Origin of the sequence: Leclercia sp. (assembly GCF_036780805.1) — a bacterium.
GTDB lineage: Bacteria > Pseudomonadota > Gammaproteobacteria > Enterobacterales > Enterobacteriaceae > Enterobacter.
Window position 1 is genome coordinate 1 of record NZ_DAIQCE010000006.1, and the last position, 18,467, is coordinate 18,467.

The 18,467-nt window shown below is 58.6% G+C and carries 10 protein-coding genes and 2 pseudogenes; 5 read left to right on the top strand and 7 right to left on the bottom strand.

Annotated features, from left to right (window positions below; genetic code table 11):
• Both V7Q49_RS15240 and V7Q49_RS15245 read right to left on the bottom strand, forming a co-directional pair.
• Positions 1-6,678 (bottom strand): hemagglutinin repeat-containing protein (locus V7Q49_RS15240; RefSeq protein ID WP_333853255.1); only part of this gene is annotated, 6,678 nt, incomplete at its 3' end.
• Positions 6,679-6,690: 12 nt separating this feature from the next.
• A complete protein-coding gene (locus tag V7Q49_RS15245; RefSeq protein ID WP_442913075.1) occupies positions 6,691-8,346 on the bottom strand; it encodes a ShlB/FhaC/HecB family hemolysin secretion/activation protein in 1,656 nt (551 codons plus the stop codon).
• 302 nt (positions 8,347-8,648) lie between these two features.
• Here V7Q49_RS15245 and V7Q49_RS15250 point away from each other — a divergent pair, with 302 nt between their 5' ends.
• Positions 8,649-9,818 carry a DNA repair protein gene (locus tag V7Q49_RS15250; protein ID WP_333853257.1) on the top strand — a complete coding sequence of 390 codons (1,170 nt, stop codon included), beginning with the start codon at positions 8,649-8,651 and terminating at the stop codon, positions 9,816-9,818.
• Here V7Q49_RS15250 and V7Q49_RS15255 read toward each other — a convergent pair whose 3' ends face one another.
• Positions 9,819-10,583 (bottom strand): siderophore-interacting protein, encoded by a 765-nt coding sequence (locus tag V7Q49_RS15255; protein WP_333853259.1) that lies wholly within the window; start codon positions 10,581-10,583, stop codon positions 9,819-9,821.
• Positions 10,584-10,731: 148 nt separating this feature from the next.
• Between V7Q49_RS15255 and V7Q49_RS15260 the strand changes: the two genes are divergently transcribed.
• On the top strand, positions 10,732-11,226 hold the full coding sequence (locus V7Q49_RS15260) for a PadR family transcriptional regulator (RefSeq protein WP_333853261.1): 495 nt from the start codon (positions 10,732-10,734) through the stop codon (positions 11,224-11,226).
• Here the strand turns inward: V7Q49_RS15260 and V7Q49_RS15265 are convergent.
• Positions 11,223-12,782, bottom strand: coding sequence for a methyl-accepting chemotaxis protein (locus tag V7Q49_RS15265; protein WP_333853264.1), 1,560 nt, complete (start codon positions 12,780-12,782; stop codon positions 11,223-11,225). The two genes, V7Q49_RS15260 and V7Q49_RS15265, sit on opposite strands and share 4 nt — an antisense overlap.
• A gap of 336 nt (positions 12,783-13,118) precedes the next feature.
• Positions 13,119-14,639 carry a methyl-accepting chemotaxis protein gene (locus V7Q49_RS15270; protein WP_333853266.1) on the bottom strand — a complete coding sequence of 507 codons (1,521 nt, stop codon included), beginning with the start codon at positions 14,637-14,639 and terminating at the stop codon, positions 13,119-13,121.
• Positions 14,640-15,067: 428 nt separating this feature from the next.
• Here V7Q49_RS15270 and ygjG point away from each other — a divergent pair, with 428 nt between their 5' ends.
• Complete coding sequence (gene ygjG / locus V7Q49_RS15275; RefSeq protein ID WP_333853269.1) at positions 15,068-16,447, top strand: putrescine aminotransferase; 1,380 nt, start codon at positions 15,068-15,070, stop codon at positions 16,445-16,447.
• A gap of 90 nt (positions 16,448-16,537) precedes the next feature.
• On the opposite strand, the gene V7Q49_RS15280 is transcribed toward ygjG, so the two are convergent.
• Positions 16,538-17,140 (bottom strand): helix-turn-helix domain-containing protein, encoded by a 603-nt coding sequence (locus V7Q49_RS15280; RefSeq protein ID WP_333853271.1) that lies wholly within the window; start codon positions 17,138-17,140, stop codon positions 16,538-16,540.
• Between the two features lie 42 nt (positions 17,141-17,182).
• On the opposite strand from V7Q49_RS15280, the gene V7Q49_RS15285 reads away from it, so the two are divergent.
• Positions 17,183-17,872 carry a B3/B4 domain-containing protein gene (locus tag V7Q49_RS15285; protein ID WP_333853273.1) on the top strand — a complete coding sequence of 230 codons (690 nt, stop codon included), beginning with the start codon at positions 17,183-17,185 and terminating at the stop codon, positions 17,870-17,872.
• Between the two features lie 106 nt (positions 17,873-17,978).
• Here V7Q49_RS15285 and V7Q49_RS15290 read toward each other — a convergent pair.
• Positions 17,979-18,200, bottom strand: a pseudogene (locus tag V7Q49_RS15290) (antibiotic biosynthesis monooxygenase); the annotation flags it as partial.
• A gap of 13 nt (positions 18,201-18,213) precedes the next feature.
• Here V7Q49_RS15290 and V7Q49_RS15295 point away from each other — a divergent pair.
• Positions 18,214-18,464, top strand: a pseudogene (locus tag V7Q49_RS15295) (recombinase family protein); the annotation flags it as partial.
• Positions 18,465-18,467 lie beyond the last annotated feature (3 nt).

The window sequence follows — 18,467 nt, forward strand, 5'->3', positions numbered from 1 at the left end:
GAATATCGGGCTGAGGCTGCCGTTCGCCTGCGCCGTATCCCGGCTCAGGTCTGCCACGTCCTGCTGCTGGTTCGCCGGGTCACGCACGGTAATAGTGCCGCTGGCGACTGCCGCCCGGGTGATGCCCTCTGCGTGGCCGCTGCTGCCACCCGCGGAGACCATTCCCCCCGGCATAGTGCCGGTGAACGTATCATTGCCGAAGCTGCCGCCCCCGCTCATGCTGATACCGCTGTGGCTGACCCTATAATCGGCTTTGTTATGGATATCGCTGAAGCCCAGGGTGCCCGTCTCCAGACGGTTTTTATCCGCCTGTGCCATGGAGGCTATCACCGCCCCGTCCAGCTGCGTGTGGCGGCCCACCGCGATATCGAACCCACCGTCACCGGCATACAGCCCGGTCTGCTCCTGCACCGAATCAAAGGTGCTGTTCATTTTGTCCTGGCTGGCGCTGATATACCCCGAGCCGGTCATGCTGCCGAAGGTGAAGCTGCCTCCCGCCGCCACGCTGGTCTGCTTCGATTTATAATCGTTGCTGTCCTGCTGGCTGCGCATCAGGAGGTCACGCCCGATATCCACCACGATGGCGTTACCGCTTACCTGCGCGCCGTCGAGGATGGCATCGCGTCCGCTGGTCATCGAGACCGTGCCGCCGCTGTCGAGGGTGGTCTCCGTCCAGGCAGTACCGTTCCCCTTCTCCCGGCCCTTCGCCGTATTCACGTTAGCAAACACGCCGATACCGTAGCCGTCCGGGCCGCCGCCGACACTGACCCCCACGCCACCGCCGCTGCTGCTGTTTTTCCCCGTCGTTTTTTCAGTGCTCGCGGCACCGCCCAGGACAATATCGTTTGCCGCGGCGAGGGCGGTATCCCCTCCGGCCTTCAGCTGGCTGCCGGCAATCAGAATATCGCCACTGTTGGCGCCTCTGCCCTGACCCGTGGCGGTTATCGCCAGGTCGCCACCCGCATTCAGCGTGCTGCCGGTAACGGCATCGCGCTGCGCATGCTGCTCAGATTTCGATTTCTGCGTCGTCAGCGACAGGCTGACCCCGATCCCGTTGTCTGGCTCACCTTTTGCCTGCGCCAGATCCACGCCCTGCGAGGTCTGCACGCCGGATAATGCCGCTTTGGTGGCCTTCAGGGTCGCCAGCCGGTCATCACTCTCGCTTGCGGCATCCCGCGCCATCGTGACCGCGCTGTTCAGCGCACTCCCCGCCGCACCGGACAGCGCTACCGTCAGGCCGCTGCTCTTCTGCTCATACTTCTCATCGCGGGTGCGTTTATCGTGACCCGGCGCGATCGCCACGCTGTCACCGCGAACCGTAATATCCTGCTGGGCGATGATATCCGCCCCGCCGATGTGAGCCTGTTTCCCCGCCGTGATGCTGACGTCGCCGCCCGTCGACCCGACGGTGCTGAAGCTCCCGCTCTGGGTGGTTCCCTGCTCGCGCAGATCGTGGGTGGATTTGCTGGTGCCGAGGGTGAAGCCAATCCCGCCCGTGCCCATCAGGCCGGACTTTCTGGTCTCCTTAAAGCGCCATGAGGTGTCGGTATTGGTGGCCGCCACGATGTCGACGTTGTTGCCCGCCGACAGCGCCACGTCGCCGTCGCCTGCTACCGCCGAGCCTTTCACCAGCAGGTTATTTCCCGCCTGCACCGCCACGTTATCGCCGCTCAGCAGGGAACCTTTCTCCCGCGTGGCGCTGTCTTCATTGATGGTATGCGTGGTCTTTTTACTCAGGAACCCGCTGCTGGTTTTGGTTTTCTCCCGGTAGCGATAGTCGCTCTCGGTGGCGGTGGTCAGGTTGACGTCCCGGCCCGCCGCCACGCCGATATCGCCCTGCGCCATCACCTCTGCGGCCTGCGCGTTGATGTCGCGCCCGGCGATGATGACCGTGTTGCCGCCGCTGGCGATCTCCGTTCCCTGCTGACGCACGGAGGCATCGATGGCGGTTTTCTTCTTCGCTTTGCTGCTGGCGCTTTCAGAGGTGGCCTCTGCCAGCAGGTTCAGATCGCGCCCGGCTCTCATGCCGACATCCCCTTCGGCGGCGATGCCCGCTGCGCGGGCGTTGAGATCGTGACCGGCCAGCAGGGTGAGATCGTCTCCCGCCGTCAGGGTGCTGCGCTGTTGCGTAACGGAAGCCGTCTGGTACGCGGAACGGGTCTCGCTCTGCACAATCTCGTTGGCGGTGATAGTGATATCGTTACCTGCCGCCATGCCGAGGCTACCGCCCGCCGCCACGTTCGACCCGGTAATGTTGATATCCTGCCCGGCGCGCATCACCAGCCCGTCCGTTGCGGTGATGGACGAGGTAGCGCCCACATCCGTACCGCTTAAGCGCACGCGGCCCGCGTCCACATTCCACATCTGCGTTTGGGTGATGTTGTTAATGCTGCCCGTCACGCTCTCCAGCCCTACGGTTTTACCGCTGAGGGTGGAGCCGATATTGTTGATATCACCCAGCGCGCTCAGATTGAGTCCGCCGCCTGTGATGAGCAGTCCGGCGTTAAGGTTGCTGATGCTGTTGCTGCTGTCGATGGACAGCCCCTTCTGCGCCAGCAGCGAACTTCCGCTGTTGGTGACGTTACCGCCCGCCAGCTGCACGTTATTTCCGCTAATCACGCTGCCGCTCTGCACCGTCGCATCCTTCGGAGCGAGGTACACCTTCGGCACCATCACGGTCTGGCCGTTAACGGTGACGGTCTCCCACCACAGGAGACTGTGGTCGAGGGCGGCTATCTGGTCTGCCGTCAGCGCCACGCCGAACGTCAGCCCCAGCGAGGTTTGTGCATCGGCGGCACTGTCCATCAGGTAGCGCATCTGGTCGAGGTCGGAACCCAGACCGTTGAGATAGCGGGTTCCGGTCTGGTTCAGCACGTAGTTACTAACGTACCGCGTATCAAATGCGGCATCGCCGAGGAAGCGGTAATTTTTCTCTGGATCCAGCCCAATCCGGTCAAGCATGTACGCTGACCCCAGGAACTGCTTGCGGTCCGTGTATTGGCGGGCCGTTTCACGCGGGGCTGCGCCCGGGTTAACACCGAGCAGTTTCCACAGGTCGCCAAACAGAGAGGGATCGAGCTGTCCCAGCCCATCAAGCTTTGGATTGACGGTGATAAGGTACGGGTTGTCGGGGTCACTATTGGTAATGAAATAACCGTCGTTGCCAGAAGGCAGCGGATAAACGCGGGTATCTGCACCGCTGATAGCGGCGATTAATCCCTGATCCGCGTCGGCATGAGGTATGGTTGGGTTGCTGAGGGTATCCAGCTCAGGTGCTGCAAGGGTGTTGCTTATACCTTCGCTATTCGCTGTTGTGAGCGTATTGCTGATATCACGCGTAAAATCAGCACTGATATTTCCTCCCGCCTGGATGACGGCGCGATAGCTATTGCCGGTGGTAGTGTCGGTTTCCCGGCCGGTCAGGGTAAAAAGAATGGTGTCATCGTCAGGATGTTTGTAATCATAAGATTCATCCTCGAGTTCACTTTCCGCCAGGGTGGCAAAAGGCCCCGTGTACTTGTACACCAGATACTCTGTTTGCGTACCGGATTGCCAGGTTTTATTGTTGAGTTCTTCCCCCGACATCCATAGATCGCCTGACGCAACAATATTACTGGCATGGTTATCCAGCGTATTTGCTGAGACAAAGAGATTTCCTCCAGACTGAATGCGTGCAGCGACTGCTTTTCCTTCCACGCTGACAGAATTTGTTGACCATCTGAAACGTTGAATTGCGTCTGCAATATACGGAGCGTAATAATGATAAATGCGCTCTCTCTTAATACATGACCCATTCCAGCCGCATCCGCCTAACGTGTACTCTCTAATGACTTCGTAAAGTCCAACGCTGCCTTCAGGTAATTGGTTAATGGCGACACGAAGAGTGGACTTACCCAGGTCAGAAATAGCATCAGGGTTCTCAATGGCTTGCTCCGTGGCATTTAAACCATCCCGTTCATTCAACAAATGTCGGGTTTTAATCGTAATATCACTACCCTGAGTTTCAATATGACCTGAGGTATTCACTATCTCGGTATTCGCCGCACCTGCCGAATTCTTCTGCATCCATAAACGATTACCCGCCAGAATATCGCCATAACGGTTATGAATACGCTCGGCAAACAACTGCATATTGTTCGCCGCATACAACAGGGCGGTATTCAACAAGGTCCCCGCGGCGTTGATCGTCAGCGAGCCTGCTGTGCCTGTGAAGCCCGCGAGAGTGACATCGCCCCGGCTGTTCAGGGTGATATCACCTCCCCCCTGGAGTGACCCCTTCTCACTGAATAGCAGTTTGCTACCGCTAATCTGACTGCCGCCGCTACCTGTAGTTATCTTCCCGTTGTTGGTAAATTCCCCGGAAGCGGCGAGATTGACCGCGTTACCCTGCATCACGCTCTGGTTAGTTATCGCCCCTTGAGAGGTGATGGTGAGTGTTTTACCTGCTGCCAGCGTCGATGTTCCGGTAAAGGCGTTGATCAGATTCAGGGTGACGTTGCCCAGCGCGACAACCTGACCGAGCGACGTAAAGCCTGAAGTGTTGACCAGCATGTCTCCTGCACTGAACAGCGCCCCGTCCTGCTGCTGGTCGACCTTATCGGCATTTATTGTCAGCGCGCTATTACTCAACAGCGTCCCGCTGTTGACGGCGCTGGCCGCGTTAAGCTCCAGCCGATCGGCTTGCCACCAGCCGATATTGGTAAACTGCGGGGTAGTGACGGTCATTTTACCGCCCGTGAGTAGCTGCCCCTCGTTGTAAAACGCATCATTGGCCGACAGGCTGGCGCTTTCCTGCGTCAGCAGTAACCCCAGCGCGTGGTTATTCACACGGTTGTGCGTGAGGTGAAGGGAGCGGGCACTGATCTTACCGCTATTGGTCAGCACATCGCCGGTTATGGTGAGATCAGCGTCACTGGCTATCACCCCGCTGTTGCTGACTGTTGGCGATGCCAGTGCCAGACTGGTGGCGCTGTAGATCATTCCCGACTGTTGGTTATTGAGCAGCCCGGCTATCAGCGACAGGCTCTGGCTACCCTGGATCAGCCCGCTGTTGGTTATCTGCTGACTACGCAATGCCAGCTCCGGGGCCAGCAAAACACCACTGTTCGTCAACGTTGGGGAGATAAGCGTCATGCTGGCAGCGGTGCTATTCCCGCTGTGCGTTAACTGCTCGGTTGCCGTGAAATCAAGCGCTCCTTTCGCCGCATGGGTGCCGTTCAGCGCAAGCGTATCGCCCCGCATCACCAGATTAGCGAGGGTTTGCGTCTGGGAACCGACCTGCGTATTCAGCGTCTTACCGCTAAGATTCAGGTTACCTGCGGCATTCAACACCCCACTCTGCTGGAGCGTGTCGGCATCGATCGCTAGCTCCCCATCGGCAACCACCGCCGCATGGTTAACAAAGCGGTTGGCTTTTACCCTGGCAGACTCTCCTGTCCGCCATTGGCCGTCGTTAATTAACGTACCGCCAGTGACTAAAAGCTGTTTGCCAGCGGTGATAGCACCCTGCGTAAGAGCACTATTACTGGCGGTAAGGGCGATATCGCCAGCGGCATCTACCGTCGCCTGCGAGTCCAGCGCAATATCACTGCCTGTCAGCGTTAACGCCTGACCCGCAGTCATTTTGCCCCCGCGCTGCGTGAGCTTGCCGGTGGCCGTCAGTTGCACATCCTGGTCACTTAACAAGGTACTATTATTCAGCCCAATATCATTCTGACTGCGCATAACCAGCTCGCCGCCCGCCTTGTGGTCGCCGGAAAGTTCGATGTCCTCCCCACTGGCCATCAGCGCCCCGCTGGCGAGGCTGTTTTTCAGCGTCAGTTTTCCGCTGGCATCCAGCGAAATATCCCCATCGCGGGCATTGAGATTGCCCAGGTTGACGCCTACTCCTTTCTCGCTGGAGATCAGGCGAATACGGTTGGCGTACATCCCGCCCAGCGCCCCGGTATCCACCGCCACTTTCGGGGCATCGCCTTCACCGGAGATCGGGCTGATGCTGCCGTCGGTCGCCACCCGGTTGGCACCCGTTATCACCGTCAGGGATTTGGCGTGCAGCTGGGCGTTAATGTCGGTGGCGCGGGAGATGATCGACACCGCATCGCTCTGGCTTCCGTCCAGGCCCTGGCCTTCAATCAGGATGCTGCCTTTGCTGACGTCCAGCGACTGCAACCTGCCGTTGGCGTCGAGTACCGGCTTGCCGGTGGTCAGCGTCGCGTTGGGGGTATTGATAAACCCGCAGCCGTTACAGGTGATGCCGTAAGGGTTGGCGACAATGACGTTGGCGGCTTTGCCCGCCACTTCGGTATAGCCCTGAAGCTGCGAGCGGTTGGTGCCGGTAACTTCGTTGATAATGCCCGCCGCTTCCTGACCCGCCTTCAGGTTGCCGTTGCCCTGGATCAGACCGCCAAGCTGGGTCTGATTCACCTTGCCGGTGGCGTTGTTGAGGATCAGACCCTCTTTGCCGACGTTGTAATCCTGATATTTATTGTGCGAAATGCCTGCGGCATTCGGCGGAGCGATATTGACCACCGGCACGCCGTTGGCGGCGTGATCCAGCTGCGTATTGCCGGTCGGCGTGAGGGTTGCCGCCACGGCCGGGAGCAGCGGCTGCGTGGCAAGCAGCACGCTCAGTAAGGCGCTCAGTACGCGCCGGGATAAACTTGCCTGTTCCTTTTTCATCGTCCCTGTCCCTTAAAACGCCACCGACACGCGGTAATAGATATTCAGATGATCCGGCCCCAGCCAGTCCGGGTAGTCCAGCGGCATCCCGACGATGAACTGGCTGGAGAAAACGCGGTTCACGCTGGTCAGCCCGATGGCCGCACCCCACAGGGTGCCAGAGGCGTAACGGTCGAAACCGTCTTTTTTCAGCCAGCCGCCGTCCAGCGCCGCCATGGCACCGATCTGCCCGATCCACGGCAGGGTCAAGAGCGACGCGTTGATTTCGTTACGCCAGTAGCCGCCGTTATCGCCTGAGAGATACTGCTCTTTAAAGCCGCGCACCGAGGCCTCGCCCCCCAGGGTTAAGCGCTCGCTGCCGTACAGCCGGTCGGGCGACCACTGGAAATAGACGCTGGAGAGCCACCACAGTCTGTTGGCCAGCGGTTGCTGATAGCTACCGTTGACGCTCCACTTGCGAAACTCCGCTTTCGGCACATCGCCGCGCTTGTCGTTATCATCCTCGGCCCCCAGCCAGGGCACACCCTGGGTGAAGATCGGGTTAAAGGTCGCCACGCCGGTGGCGATTTTTTGGGTGTGGTTAATGCCCAGTGAAAAGCTGGAGAGCTTGCGGCTGCTGGTGGCGAGCAGGACATCGTCGAGGTAGTTGTGGTTGATGCGATGGGTCAGCCCCACCGCGGCGCTGGTCTTGATATCGCCATTGCGGAACAGCACCCAGGAGCCGTTCAGCCGATGGGTTTCGTTGTCGCCGGTCGAGCGCCAGTGATAGCCGTTGTTATCAATGGTGCTGAGATAGTTGCTCCAGCTGTAGCTGTAATCGAGCAGGCCATAGCCATAAGGCATGCTGACGCCTGCGGCAAAGTTCTGCGCATCCTTACTGCTGGAAAAATCACTGCTGCGCCCGCCGCTGATAAACCATTTATCGGCGATCCCCAGCAGGTTGTTGCCGGTAAGCACCCCGCTGAGCTGGCCGGTGCCGGTGCTCTTTTGCCCGCTGTTATCAACGTTGAGCGAGCCGGTCAGCGGGAATTCCGGGGCGGCGGTCAGGTTAACGATGGAGTATCCCTGGCGGTCGCCGGGCAGGATCTCAATCTCGACCGGGGTCTGGCGAACCCGGTTCAGCTGCTCCATCCCCTGTTCGATATCGCGCAGGTTGAGAATTTTGCCTACTCGTCCCGGAAAAGCCATCTTCAGCGTGCGTTCCGGCACGCCCTCCAGCTGAATTTGCTGGAGCTTACCTTCCATCACCGCAATATGCAGCGTGCCGTGGTTCAAATCCTGCTCGGTCAGAAAGGCGCGGCTGGTGATATAGCCCCGGCTGATATACCAGTCGGAGACCGCGTGCGTCAGTGCGTTAAGGGCCGCCATATCGAGGCACTGGTTGCGCCAGGGGGCGGTAAGGCGGCTCGCGGCAACCTGCGGCATGATGGTGGCACCCTCGAGCACAACCTGCGAAATCATAAAACAGGGGCCGTCAGGGGGAGGAATTGCCGTTGAGGAAGGCGTCTTTGGGAGTACCGTGCTGCGTTCCAGATCGTCGCGCTGACGCTGGCTTTGATCCAGCAGCAACCGTTGCTGCTGCTGAACGGCACTACGGTCGGCTGGCGACAGGCGCGCCGCGTGACCGCTACCGAGCGGCCATAAGGTGATAGCGACAAAAAAACCGATAATCCTGGTGATCCTTACCTTCACTGCATTCCCCTGTCTTTCATCCGTTTCAGACCGGCGTACAAAAAAGGGGCAACCTATGTCAAAACGTAAATGTTGTAAACCTGCACATTCCGTTGCGGGGCTTTTTCAGATTTGTGCTCTTCTCAGGGAATTGTTCTTATGCGCAGCGATATGATTACCCGGTGCAAAATTAACGCATTCCCCCGTCGCGCCATTCATCAGACATGTGTATTATTCCCTGTTGTTTTCCTGACAACTATCCTTAACTCAAATACTTAAGCGCAAAAGCGAAAAGCATCATGAGCACACTGATCAAACGGCTGGAAATCATTAAAAATGCCATTGAGCTGGAAGATGACGACATCATCGAAAGCCAGTTGGCACGGTTAAAAAGCGAAGCCTTTGACGATGAGCTACTGGCAATCGTCGTGGCGCTTGAGCAGAAAAACTACACCGGGGCGATGGCGGCCATTACCCACTGGTTACAGAGCCAACGCGCCGTCACAACGTGGCGCGATCCGCAGCTGGCCGCCAGCAAGCTGGAGCTGAAGGCGCTGGAAGAGCGTCTGCGCGATCTGATCGACAGGCGTAACGCCCGCGTTCAGCAGCTGGATGAATTCAACGACCTCTACCTCACCCGTCTCGGCCCGCTGATGAGCCAAATCCTCGCCCTGCGCAAAACTCTGGCGGAGCTTAATCTGCGCCGTCAGCAGGCGGAGGCGCGCCGTCGGGAAGCGGACTACCGCCGCTGTCAGCAGTATGTCGCCCAGGCGGTGGAGGTGCTGACCACCCTGACCCGACACTGGCGCGATCTGCCCGCCGACTCGGTACAGGCCGCCACGGCGCGTAAGCATCTGCAGCAGCAAAGTAACCTGATCGCCAACCTGCTGGCCGAAGCCCAGGAGCTGGAAACGGGCTTAACCCGTGAAGAGGAGCCCGCCCGTCAGGCGCGGGACGAGGCCAACGACGAATACGAAAAATACCGCGAGCAGCAGCATGAGGCGGAGATCCGCCTGCGCAAGGGCAAAGAGCTGTCCGAAGAGGATCAGAACGAGTTAAAACGGCTCTGGCGCCAGGCGAGCAAGCTCTGTCACCCGGATCTGGTGGCGGACGATCTGAAGGAAGAGGCCAACGCCATGATGGTGCAGCTGAACCAGGCGAAGCAGCGTGGCGACGTGAAAGCGATCCGCTCTCTGGTGGCCCGTCTGCATCAGGGGCTGGAGCCGCTGATGGCCAGCGACAGGCTCAACGACCTGACCCGTATTCGCAAAAAGATGGCCCAGGTTCGGGAGCAGATCGACACCCTGTTGAGCGAGCTGGCGGAGCTGGAAAAGGAGGAGTCCTGGCTGCTGGTCTCCTCGCTGAGCAATATGGAAGCCTACTTTGCCCAGCAGGAGAGAGCTCTGCACGAGGTGCGCACCGCGCTCGAACATCAGGTCAGCGAAGCGCAGCTCGACGACGTGGCCTGATTATTTGGCGTGCCAGTATGCACTGGCACGCACCAGCTTCTGATCGATAGCATCGGTTTCAAACAGGCGGCTCAGGTTTTTCACCACCTTCCCTTCCCCGGTCAGCCAGATGAAGTAATCCTCTGCCGGCACGCTGAGCGTCGCCAGACGATCCGCGACCGCCTGCGCGTTATGCCCCACCACCCAGCTGATATTGAACTCGCTTAAGTGCGCCAGATAGTCCTGCCAGGCGGCATCGGCAACGGTCACCACGGCGTGAACTTCCGGGCGCACCGGCAGCGCGCGCAGGGCCTCGAGGCGACGACGCAGGGCGGGCATCCCCGACTCATCGCAGGCGTACAGCTGCCAGGCGTAATCTTCCGGCACCACCAGCGAACCGCGCGGGCCGCCGATGGAGAGGGTATCTCCCGGTTTTGCCTCCACCGCCCAGTTGCTTGCCACCCCGCCGTCGTGAATAAAGAAATCGAGCGCCAGCTCGTGACGGGCCGCGTCGTACAGCGGCGTGTAATCCCGCGCCTGCGGACGCACACCCTCACCCCACTCCACGCCTTCGTCCGTCACCACCGGAGGCACAAAAGTCGTGCCCTTTTCCGGGAAAAAGACTTTGGAGTGGTCGTCGAAGCCGCGGGAGCTAAAGCCTTCCAGCGCCTCGCCGCCTAACACGATGCGCTGAAAACCGGCGCTGACGCGCTCAACGCGGAGCACGTTCAGCTCGCGAAAGCGCAGGTCGTTACGGACACGTTGGGGGTAGCGGGTTGTGGTCATAATTTGCCTTCGTGAAAGTGAAATCGATATATCGGAAATGAAAGTTAAATGATAATGATTGCTAATAAGAAAAAATGCAAGATGTTTTAGATTGCATCTAAAACTAATTTAGATATAAATTAGATATATCAAATTAAAGGAAAATCCTATGCGACAGGCACATGAAGGCGGCGGACGCCGTCAGCGCTTTTTTGGTCACGGTGAGTTAAGGCTGGTGATTCTGGACCTTTTGACCCGCAATGCCAGCCACGGTTATGAGCTGATTAAAGACATTGAAAGCATGACCCAGGGAAACTACACCCCGAGCCCTGGCGTGATTTATCCGACGCTGGATTTCTTGCAGGATCAGGCATTTATCACCTTCAGCGAAGAAGAGAACGGGCGCAAACAGATTGCCATCACCGTCGCCGGGCAGCGCTGGCTGGATGAGAATCTGGAACAGCTTGAGAACATCCAGGCGCGCATCAAAGCACGCTGCGTAGGCTTCCAGCTGCGTAAAAACCCGCAGATGAAGCGGGCCCTCGACAATTTTAAAGCGGTACTGGATTTGAAGGTCAATCAGGAAGGATTGAGCGACGCGCAGCTTAAACAGATTATTGCGGTTATCGACCGCGCGTCGCTGGAGATCAATCAGCTGGATTAAGCGGTGGCGTCCCCGCGCACGCGGAACACTTTCACCAGATCTTTCAGGTTCATTGCCTGCTCGTTAAGAGATGAGGCCGCCGCAACAGACTCCTCCACCAGGGCGGAGTTCTGCTGAGTGGTGGCGTCAATCAGACCAATCGCGCTATTGATCTGCGAGATGCCTTCCGTCTGCTCATGGCTTGCCTGGCGGATCTCGCGCAGGATGCCGTCCATCTCCTCGACGTTGCCCACCATGCCGTTAATCAACCCGCTGGCTTTTTCCACCAGCGCCATCCCGTCCTGGGTCTGGCTGGTTGAGCTCTCAATCAGCTGGCGAATTTCACTGGCCGAGGTGGCGCTCTTCTGGGCCAGCTGGCGGACTTCTCCAGCCACCACCGCAAAGCCGCGACCGTGTTCGCCCGCACGCGCCGCCTCTACCGCCGCGTTCAGCGCCAGAATATTGGTCTGGAAGGCGATGGAGTCGATCAGGTTGATAATGTCCGACATCCGGTTGGAGGTCTCGTTAATCAGGCGCATTTTGCTGGTCACCTGCTTCATCATCTCGCCGTTGCTTTTCACCACTTTGGCCGCATCCGCGGAGAGATGAGTGGCTTCCCCGGTATGTGAAGCGGTGTTTTTCACCGTCGCGGTGATCTGCTCCATCGACGCTGCCGTCTGTTCCACGGAGCTGGCCTGCTCTTCCGTGCGCGCCGCCAGATCCTGGTTGCCCGCCACAATCTGCGCCGCCGCGGTGGAGATATTTTCCGAGCCGAACTGCACCTGCTGCACAATCTCCAGCAGACGGTTTTTCATCTCCATTAACGCCGTGAGCAGCTGGCCGGTTTCGTCTTTACCGTGCGACGCGATGCTGCCGGTGAGATCGCCATCGGCGATGGACCGGGCAAAATTAACCGCCTCGCCCAGCGGACGGGTAATCGAGCGCACGATGAACCAGCCCATCAGGCTGCCCACCGCCACGCTGAACAGGGTGATCAGGATCAGCAGCAGGCGATTGCTTCTGAAATCGCCATCCACCTCCGCGCCTGCACGTTGCATCTGTTTGTTCTGAATGGCAATCAGCTCCTGCACTTTGGCCTTATAGGCCTGCTGCAGGCTGAGGGTGTTGGTCATCATCTCCTGAATCGCCCCCGCCCGATCGTTGCTCTGCACCGCCTGCAGGATGCGATAGCGGGAGTCGAGATACTGCTGGCGTACCCCGCGGATATCGCTCAGCACCTGCTGGGAGGCCTTATCCTGCAAGGCCTTGTCCAGGTCGCCGAGGATGCCGGTGATACGCTCGCTGATCGCCTTCAGCTGCTGCTCTGACTTTTCCCTGTACGTGCCCTGATCGTCCAGCAACATGAGCTGCTGGGTGCTAATAAATTCCTGGAAGTTGTCAATTAACTGGTTGGCTTTTACCGTAGTGGGATAATCGCTGGAGATAATGGATTGCATCCCGTTATTTGCCCGGTTCAGGCTCAACAGAGATAAACTCGCACTTATCCCCATCAGGACGATAAAGAATCCAAACGCCAGAAATAATTTTGTGCCGATTTTTACGTCATGTAAGAACATATTTACTCCATCAAGGTGATTATTTCTCAGACGATCTGCGTTATCGGTAACTTCATCGCTAACTTTATGACTTTGATCGTTTTTATATTTCATAATCACGGCAATGGATAGGCGATAGCTATTAATTTCGCCTCATCGATCGTTACGTCACCACCGGAAGAGGTATTTTGACAGAGCGTATGGGAAAACTGACTTAGGCAGGAATAATTAACTGAGGCGGTTTATTTAGTTATTTAATATTACATTAACAGTAATAGATAAAAATAATCACAACTCACAAAGAATAAAGCCGTTCACTCTGTCAGGAGCAAACGGCTTTTTTGGAACCTTACTGACTCAATGGAGGACGGTGACGGCATCTTCCAGACGTTTCGCGCGGTGTTTCACCATCGCAGAGACCTGGGCGCTGGTTTCGACCAGCGCCGCGTTTTTCTGGGTAATGGAATCGAGTTCGGCGACCGCCCGGGTGAGCTCCGACAGCCCGGAGGCCTGTTCAGAAGTCGAGAGACTAATCTCGGCGATCAGCCGGGTGACGTTCTGTACCTTCTCGACGATGTCGTCCATCGTGCGTCCGGCGGCATGCACCTGCTCGGAACCCGACATCACTTTGCTGGCGCTGGCATCGATCAGCTTGCGGATATCGTTGGCGGCGCTGGCGCTGCGGCTGGCCAGATGGCGCACTTCCCCGGCCACCACCGCAAAGCCTTTCCCCTGCTCGCCCGCCCGGGCCGCTTCCACGGCCGCGTTCAGCGCCAGAATGTTGGTCTGGAAGGCGATATCATTAATCAGCTTGGTGATGGAGCCGATACGCTGGGTGCTGTCGGCAATTTCGTCCATGGTGTTCACCACGGTTTGCATCGCATGCCCGCCTTCGGTGGCGGCGTCGCTGGCGGCGATGGAGAGCTTATCGGCGTCCACCGCGGTGCGGGTGTTGTTCTGCACCGTCATCGCCAGCTGGTTCATGGTCTCTACGGTCTGCTTCACGTTCGACACCGTCTGGTGGGTGCGATCGTTGAGGTCGTCATTTCCTTTTGCCAGCTGGTCGCTGCCGTCACGCACGTTGACGACCTGGCTGGAGACGTCATTGATCAGCCAGCGGCACATCAGGCCGAGCTGCCCTATCGCGCGCAGGGTCAGCCCCAGCTCGTCGCTGCGGTTGAGATGCTCCACGCTGTTGCGTTCGCCCGTCGCCACCTTCAGCGCCTGACGCGCCACGTTCTCCACCGGACGCACGATCTGCTGCTCAAACAGCAGGGTTCCCAGCAGCATCACCAGCGCGCTGACGCCCAGCGCCGCCAGGCCAGCACCGGTGGCAAACAGGGTCCCTGCCAGCACCAGCCACAGCACGGCCATCACGCTGCGTACCCGCCAGCGCAGCGGCATCGCGGGCAGCTTGCCGGTCCAGCCTTTTGCCACCACCAGCCCTTTATGCACCCGCTTTTTACTGCGTCCTTCGTTGAGCGCCTTATAGAGAGGTTCGACGGCGGCAATCTCTTCCGGGGTGGCCTTCACGCGGATGGACATATAGCCGGTGGTCTGGCCGTTGCGCACCATCGGCACGGCATTCGCCCGTACCCAGTAGTGATCGCCGTTTTTACGCAGGTTCTTGACGATACCGCTCCAGGGTTCCCCCTGTTGCAGGGTGTACCACATGTCGGCAAAGGCGGCTTTTGGCATATCAGGGTGGCGAACGAGGTTGTGCGGCTGGCCCACCAGCTCGCCCAGAGAGTAACCGCTCACCTGGACAAAGGTGTCATTGGCCTGGGTAATGTAGCTGTGCAGATCGGTGGTGGACATGAGAGTGGTGTCATCTTTCAGTGGATATTCACACTGTGTGACAAATTTATGAGGCGACATAGGCATCCCTTGCAGGTTACTTGAATGTTATTTTTGTAGCGTAAAGATTTTTCGGCGTTAACGGTTTTATCTTTAGTTGTTAAACATGCTCTGGATCGCAAAACTGGACTAAACCGCATTTTTTGTATGCTTTTTTAATTCATTGAAATTAAATGGTTTCGTAACGAAATTACTCCTGAAGGAGGATCCGCTTTTCCCCCGGCAGAACCGAATCGCACTAAAACAGGGCGAATGCACTGCAAACGCGCATTCTGCTTTCTGAAAATACCGGGGCGCTGCCGCCGGAATCCCGTTTCGCATGATTAAATATTGTGTAACATTATTTTAACCTGGCGTTTATCCCGATTTTTGCCCCCTCACCGGATGTGGCGCAAAGCCTGCAATACTTAATCCAGTATCATGTGATACGCCATTCCCGGGAGCACATCTTGAACAGGTTACCTTCCAGCGCGTCGGCTCTTGCCTGTACCGCGCACGCATTGAATCTCATCGAGAAGCGAACGCTTGATCATGAGGAGATGAAACAACTTAACCGCGAGGTGATTGATTACTTTAAAGAGCATGTCAATCCTGGATTCCTGGAATACAGAAAATCTGTAACAGCAGGCGGGGATTACGGAGCCGTAGAGTGGCAGGCGGGAAGTCTCAATACGCTTGTCGACACCCAGGGACAGGAGTTTGTAGATTGCCTGGGTGGATTTGGTATTTTCAACGTGGGGCACCGTAATCCAGTAGTGGTTTCCGCCGTACAAAATCAGCTTGCGAAACAACCCCTTCATAGCCAGGAACTGCTGGATCCCCTGCGGGCGATGCTGGCAAAAACGCTGGCTGCGCTGACGCCAGGGAAACTGAAATACAGCTTCTTCTGTAACAGCGGCACGGAATCGGTCGAAGCGGCGATCAAACTCGCCAAAGCGTACCAGTCGCCGCGCGGGAAATTCACCTTTATTGCCACCAGCGGCGCCTTCCACGGCAAGTCATTAGGCGCCCTCTCTGCCACGGCGAAATCCACCTTCCGTAAGCCGTTTATGCCGCTGCTGCCGGGCTTCCGCCACGTGCCGTTTGGCGACATCAACGCCATGCGCTCCGCGCTGTCCGAATGCCGTAAAACCGGCGACGACGTGGCCGCAGTGATCCTCGAACCTATCCAGGGCGAAGGCGGGGTGATCCTACCGCCAGTGGGCTACCTGCCGGCGGTGCGTAAGCTGTGCGATGAGTTTGGCGCGCTGCTGATCCTGGATGAAGTCCAGACCGGGATGGGGCGTACCGGCAAGATGTTCGCCTGCGAGCACGAGAACGTGCAGCCGGACATCCTGTGTCTGGCCAAAGCGCTGGGCGGCGGCGTAATGCCGATTGGGGCCACCGTCGCCACCGAAGAGGTGTTCTCGGTGCTGTTCGACAATCCGTTCCTGCACACCACCACCTTTGGCGGCAACCCGCTGGCCTGTGCCGCGGCGCTGGCGACCATCAACGTGCTGCTGGAGCAGAACCTGCCCGCCCAGGCGGAGCAGAAAGGCGACATGCTGCTGGATGGCTTCCGCCAGCTGGGGCGTGAGTACCCGGACCTGGTACAGGATGCGCGCGGCAAAGGGATGCTGATGGCGATTGAGTTTGTTGATAACGAAACTGGCTACAGCTTCGCGAGTGAGATGTTCCGCCTGCGGGTGCTGGTGGCAGGCACGCTCAACAACTCGAAGACCATTCGCATTGAACCGCCGTTGACGCTGACCATTGAGCAGTGTGAGCTGGTGCTGAAAGCGGCCCGCAAGGCGCTGGCGGCGCTGCGGGTGAGCGTGACCGAAGCGTAAAAACCGCCGGGCGGCGCGATGCTTGCCCGTCCTACAACGACGTTGGTTTTTGTAGGCCGGGCAAGCGTAGCGCCCCCGGCATCTCACAATTTACCGGTGAAACTCCGCCACCGTCATGGTGAACCGCAGCACGCTCTCCCCTTCATTGGCATAGCTGTGCGCCGCGTCGGTTTTTGCCACCGCCGATGCCCCGGCCACCACCTGGGTGACGCTCTCCTCTACCTTCAGGGTTAATACCCCCGCCTCGACGTGGAGCAGTTCAAAGGTGCCTGCCGGATGGCCGGGCGAACTGAAGCTTTCGCCAGGCTGCATCTCCCAGCGCCAGAGTTCAATCATATCCGGGCCCGCGGTACCCGCCAGCAGCCGGGCGCTGCCGCCCTTCTCGCCGTGCCACAGCACCGGGATGGCGGCTTCCTCGATAATGTGTACCTGCGGCTCGCTGGCGACGTTGACGATATCCGCCACCGACACGCCCAGCGCCGCCGCCAGCTTGCAGAGGATGGCAATGCTGGGGTTGGCGGCCCCTTTTTCAATCTCCACCAGCATCCCTTTGCTGACGCTGGCCCGACGGGACAGCTCATCCAGCGACAGTTTTTTCTCTTTCCGCCAGGTGCGGATACGATTCGCCACCGCCAGGCTTACCTGGGTCACGTCTGCGCCCTGCGTAGTCATTATATTGACTTTATCAGTCATTGGTCATTACCATGGTCTAAAACAGTCGATACAGGATTATTTATGTCCCTTCTCACGCCGTCAATAGATCCGCGTCTTGCCGGGATCGCGCCGGGGTTCCGCGCGCTGAGCATCGTGGTCGAAGCCGCGCCTATTACCGCTCCCGAGGTGGCCTCTGCCGCGTTGGCTGAGGCCTGCCAGCAGATGTTGAACGATGATTTTGCCTGGGCCGGGGCCCATCTCGCTGCCTGGGATGAGGCGTTTAAGGCCTTCGGCGCGAAACCGAAACGTACCCCCTGCTCCGCCAGCGCCCTGCGCAAGCGGGTGCTGAAAGACGGCACGCTGCCGCCGCTCGATCCGGTGGTGGATATCTATAATGCGATCAGCATCCGCTACGCCATTCCGGTGGGCGGAGAGAATCTCGCCGCCTACACCGGGGCACCGCGACTGACGCTGGCCGACGGCAGCGAGCCGTTTGACACCGTCAAAGAGGGACAGCCGGGCGTGGAACATCCCGATGTGGGCGAGGTTATCTGGCGCGATGACGTGGGAGTGACCTGCCGACGCTGGAACTGGCGACAGGGAGTGCGCACCCGGCTGGACAGCCAGGCGCAGACCATGTGGTTTATTCTCGAAAGCCTGCCCGCCATGCCGCTCGCGGCGCTGGAAGCGGCCGGTGATGAGCTGGTCAGCAACCTACAGCGGCTGATGCCGGGGGCCACGGCGCGGGTTCAGCTGCTGGCGCTGGCCTGAACAACGCCGGGCGGCGCTGCGCTTGCCCGGCCTACAAAACCCCTACCGTTGTGGCCGTTGTAGGCCCGGTAAGCGCAGCGCCACCGGGCACCAGACCGCACAATGGCTACGCCGGCATCAACCCAACAAAACAGCGTTTTTTACGCGGCTCCGACATCAGGTCCTCAAGCTTCTCGACGCACGCCAGGTAGTGCGGGGTCTGCTTATGCGCCAGCACCGCCTCCTCATCCTTGTACGCCTCGTAGATAAAGAACCGGGTTTTCACCCGCGGATCCTGCAGCACGTCGAACCGCAGGTTGCCCGGCTCCTGGAGCGCCCCTTCATGGTGTAGTGGTCGAGTAATACTGGCCGCAATGTCACATAAGGACTGGCTGAGCCGCCAGCGGCAAAACAGGGAATCGAACGGGCTCATACACTGGAAAAATACCGGGGAAAACAGGCCGTTCAGGAACGACATCAGAAAGTCCTGTACTTCCGGCAGGTCAAGAAACTGAGTATCCGTGAAACGGCAGATGCGACAGGGTACAGCCCCTCGCAGATATGCCTCATTCAGGCACTGCACCGGCAATCAGAAACGGGTAATTTTGGTTAAGTT

Bases quoted from the DNA above. Each gene is read 5' to 3' on its own strand.
- V7Q49_RS15250 (WP_333853257.1), top strand. From the start codon at position 8,649: ATGAGCACACTGATCAAACGGCTGGAAATCATTAAAAATGCCATTGAG.
- V7Q49_RS15255 (WP_333853259.1), bottom strand. From the start codon at position 10,583: ATGACCACAACCCGCTACCCCCAACGTGTCCGTAACGACCTGCGCTTT.
- V7Q49_RS15260 (WP_333853261.1), top strand. From the start codon at position 10,732: ATGCGACAGGCACATGAAGGCGGCGGACGCCGTCAGCGCTTTTTTGGT.
- V7Q49_RS15265 (WP_333853264.1), bottom strand. From the start codon at position 12,782: ATGTTCTTACATGACGTAAAAATCGGCACAAAATTATTTCTGGCGTTT.
- V7Q49_RS15270 (WP_333853266.1), bottom strand. From the start codon at position 14,639: ATGTCGCCTCATAAATTTGTCACACAGTGTGAATATCCACTGAAAGAT.
- V7Q49_RS15280 (WP_333853271.1), bottom strand. From the start codon at position 17,140: ATGACTGATAAAGTCAATATAATGACTACGCAGGGCGCAGACGTGACC.
- V7Q49_RS15285 (WP_333853273.1), top strand. From the start codon at position 17,183: ATGTCCCTTCTCACGCCGTCAATAGATCCGCGTCTTGCCGGGATCGCG.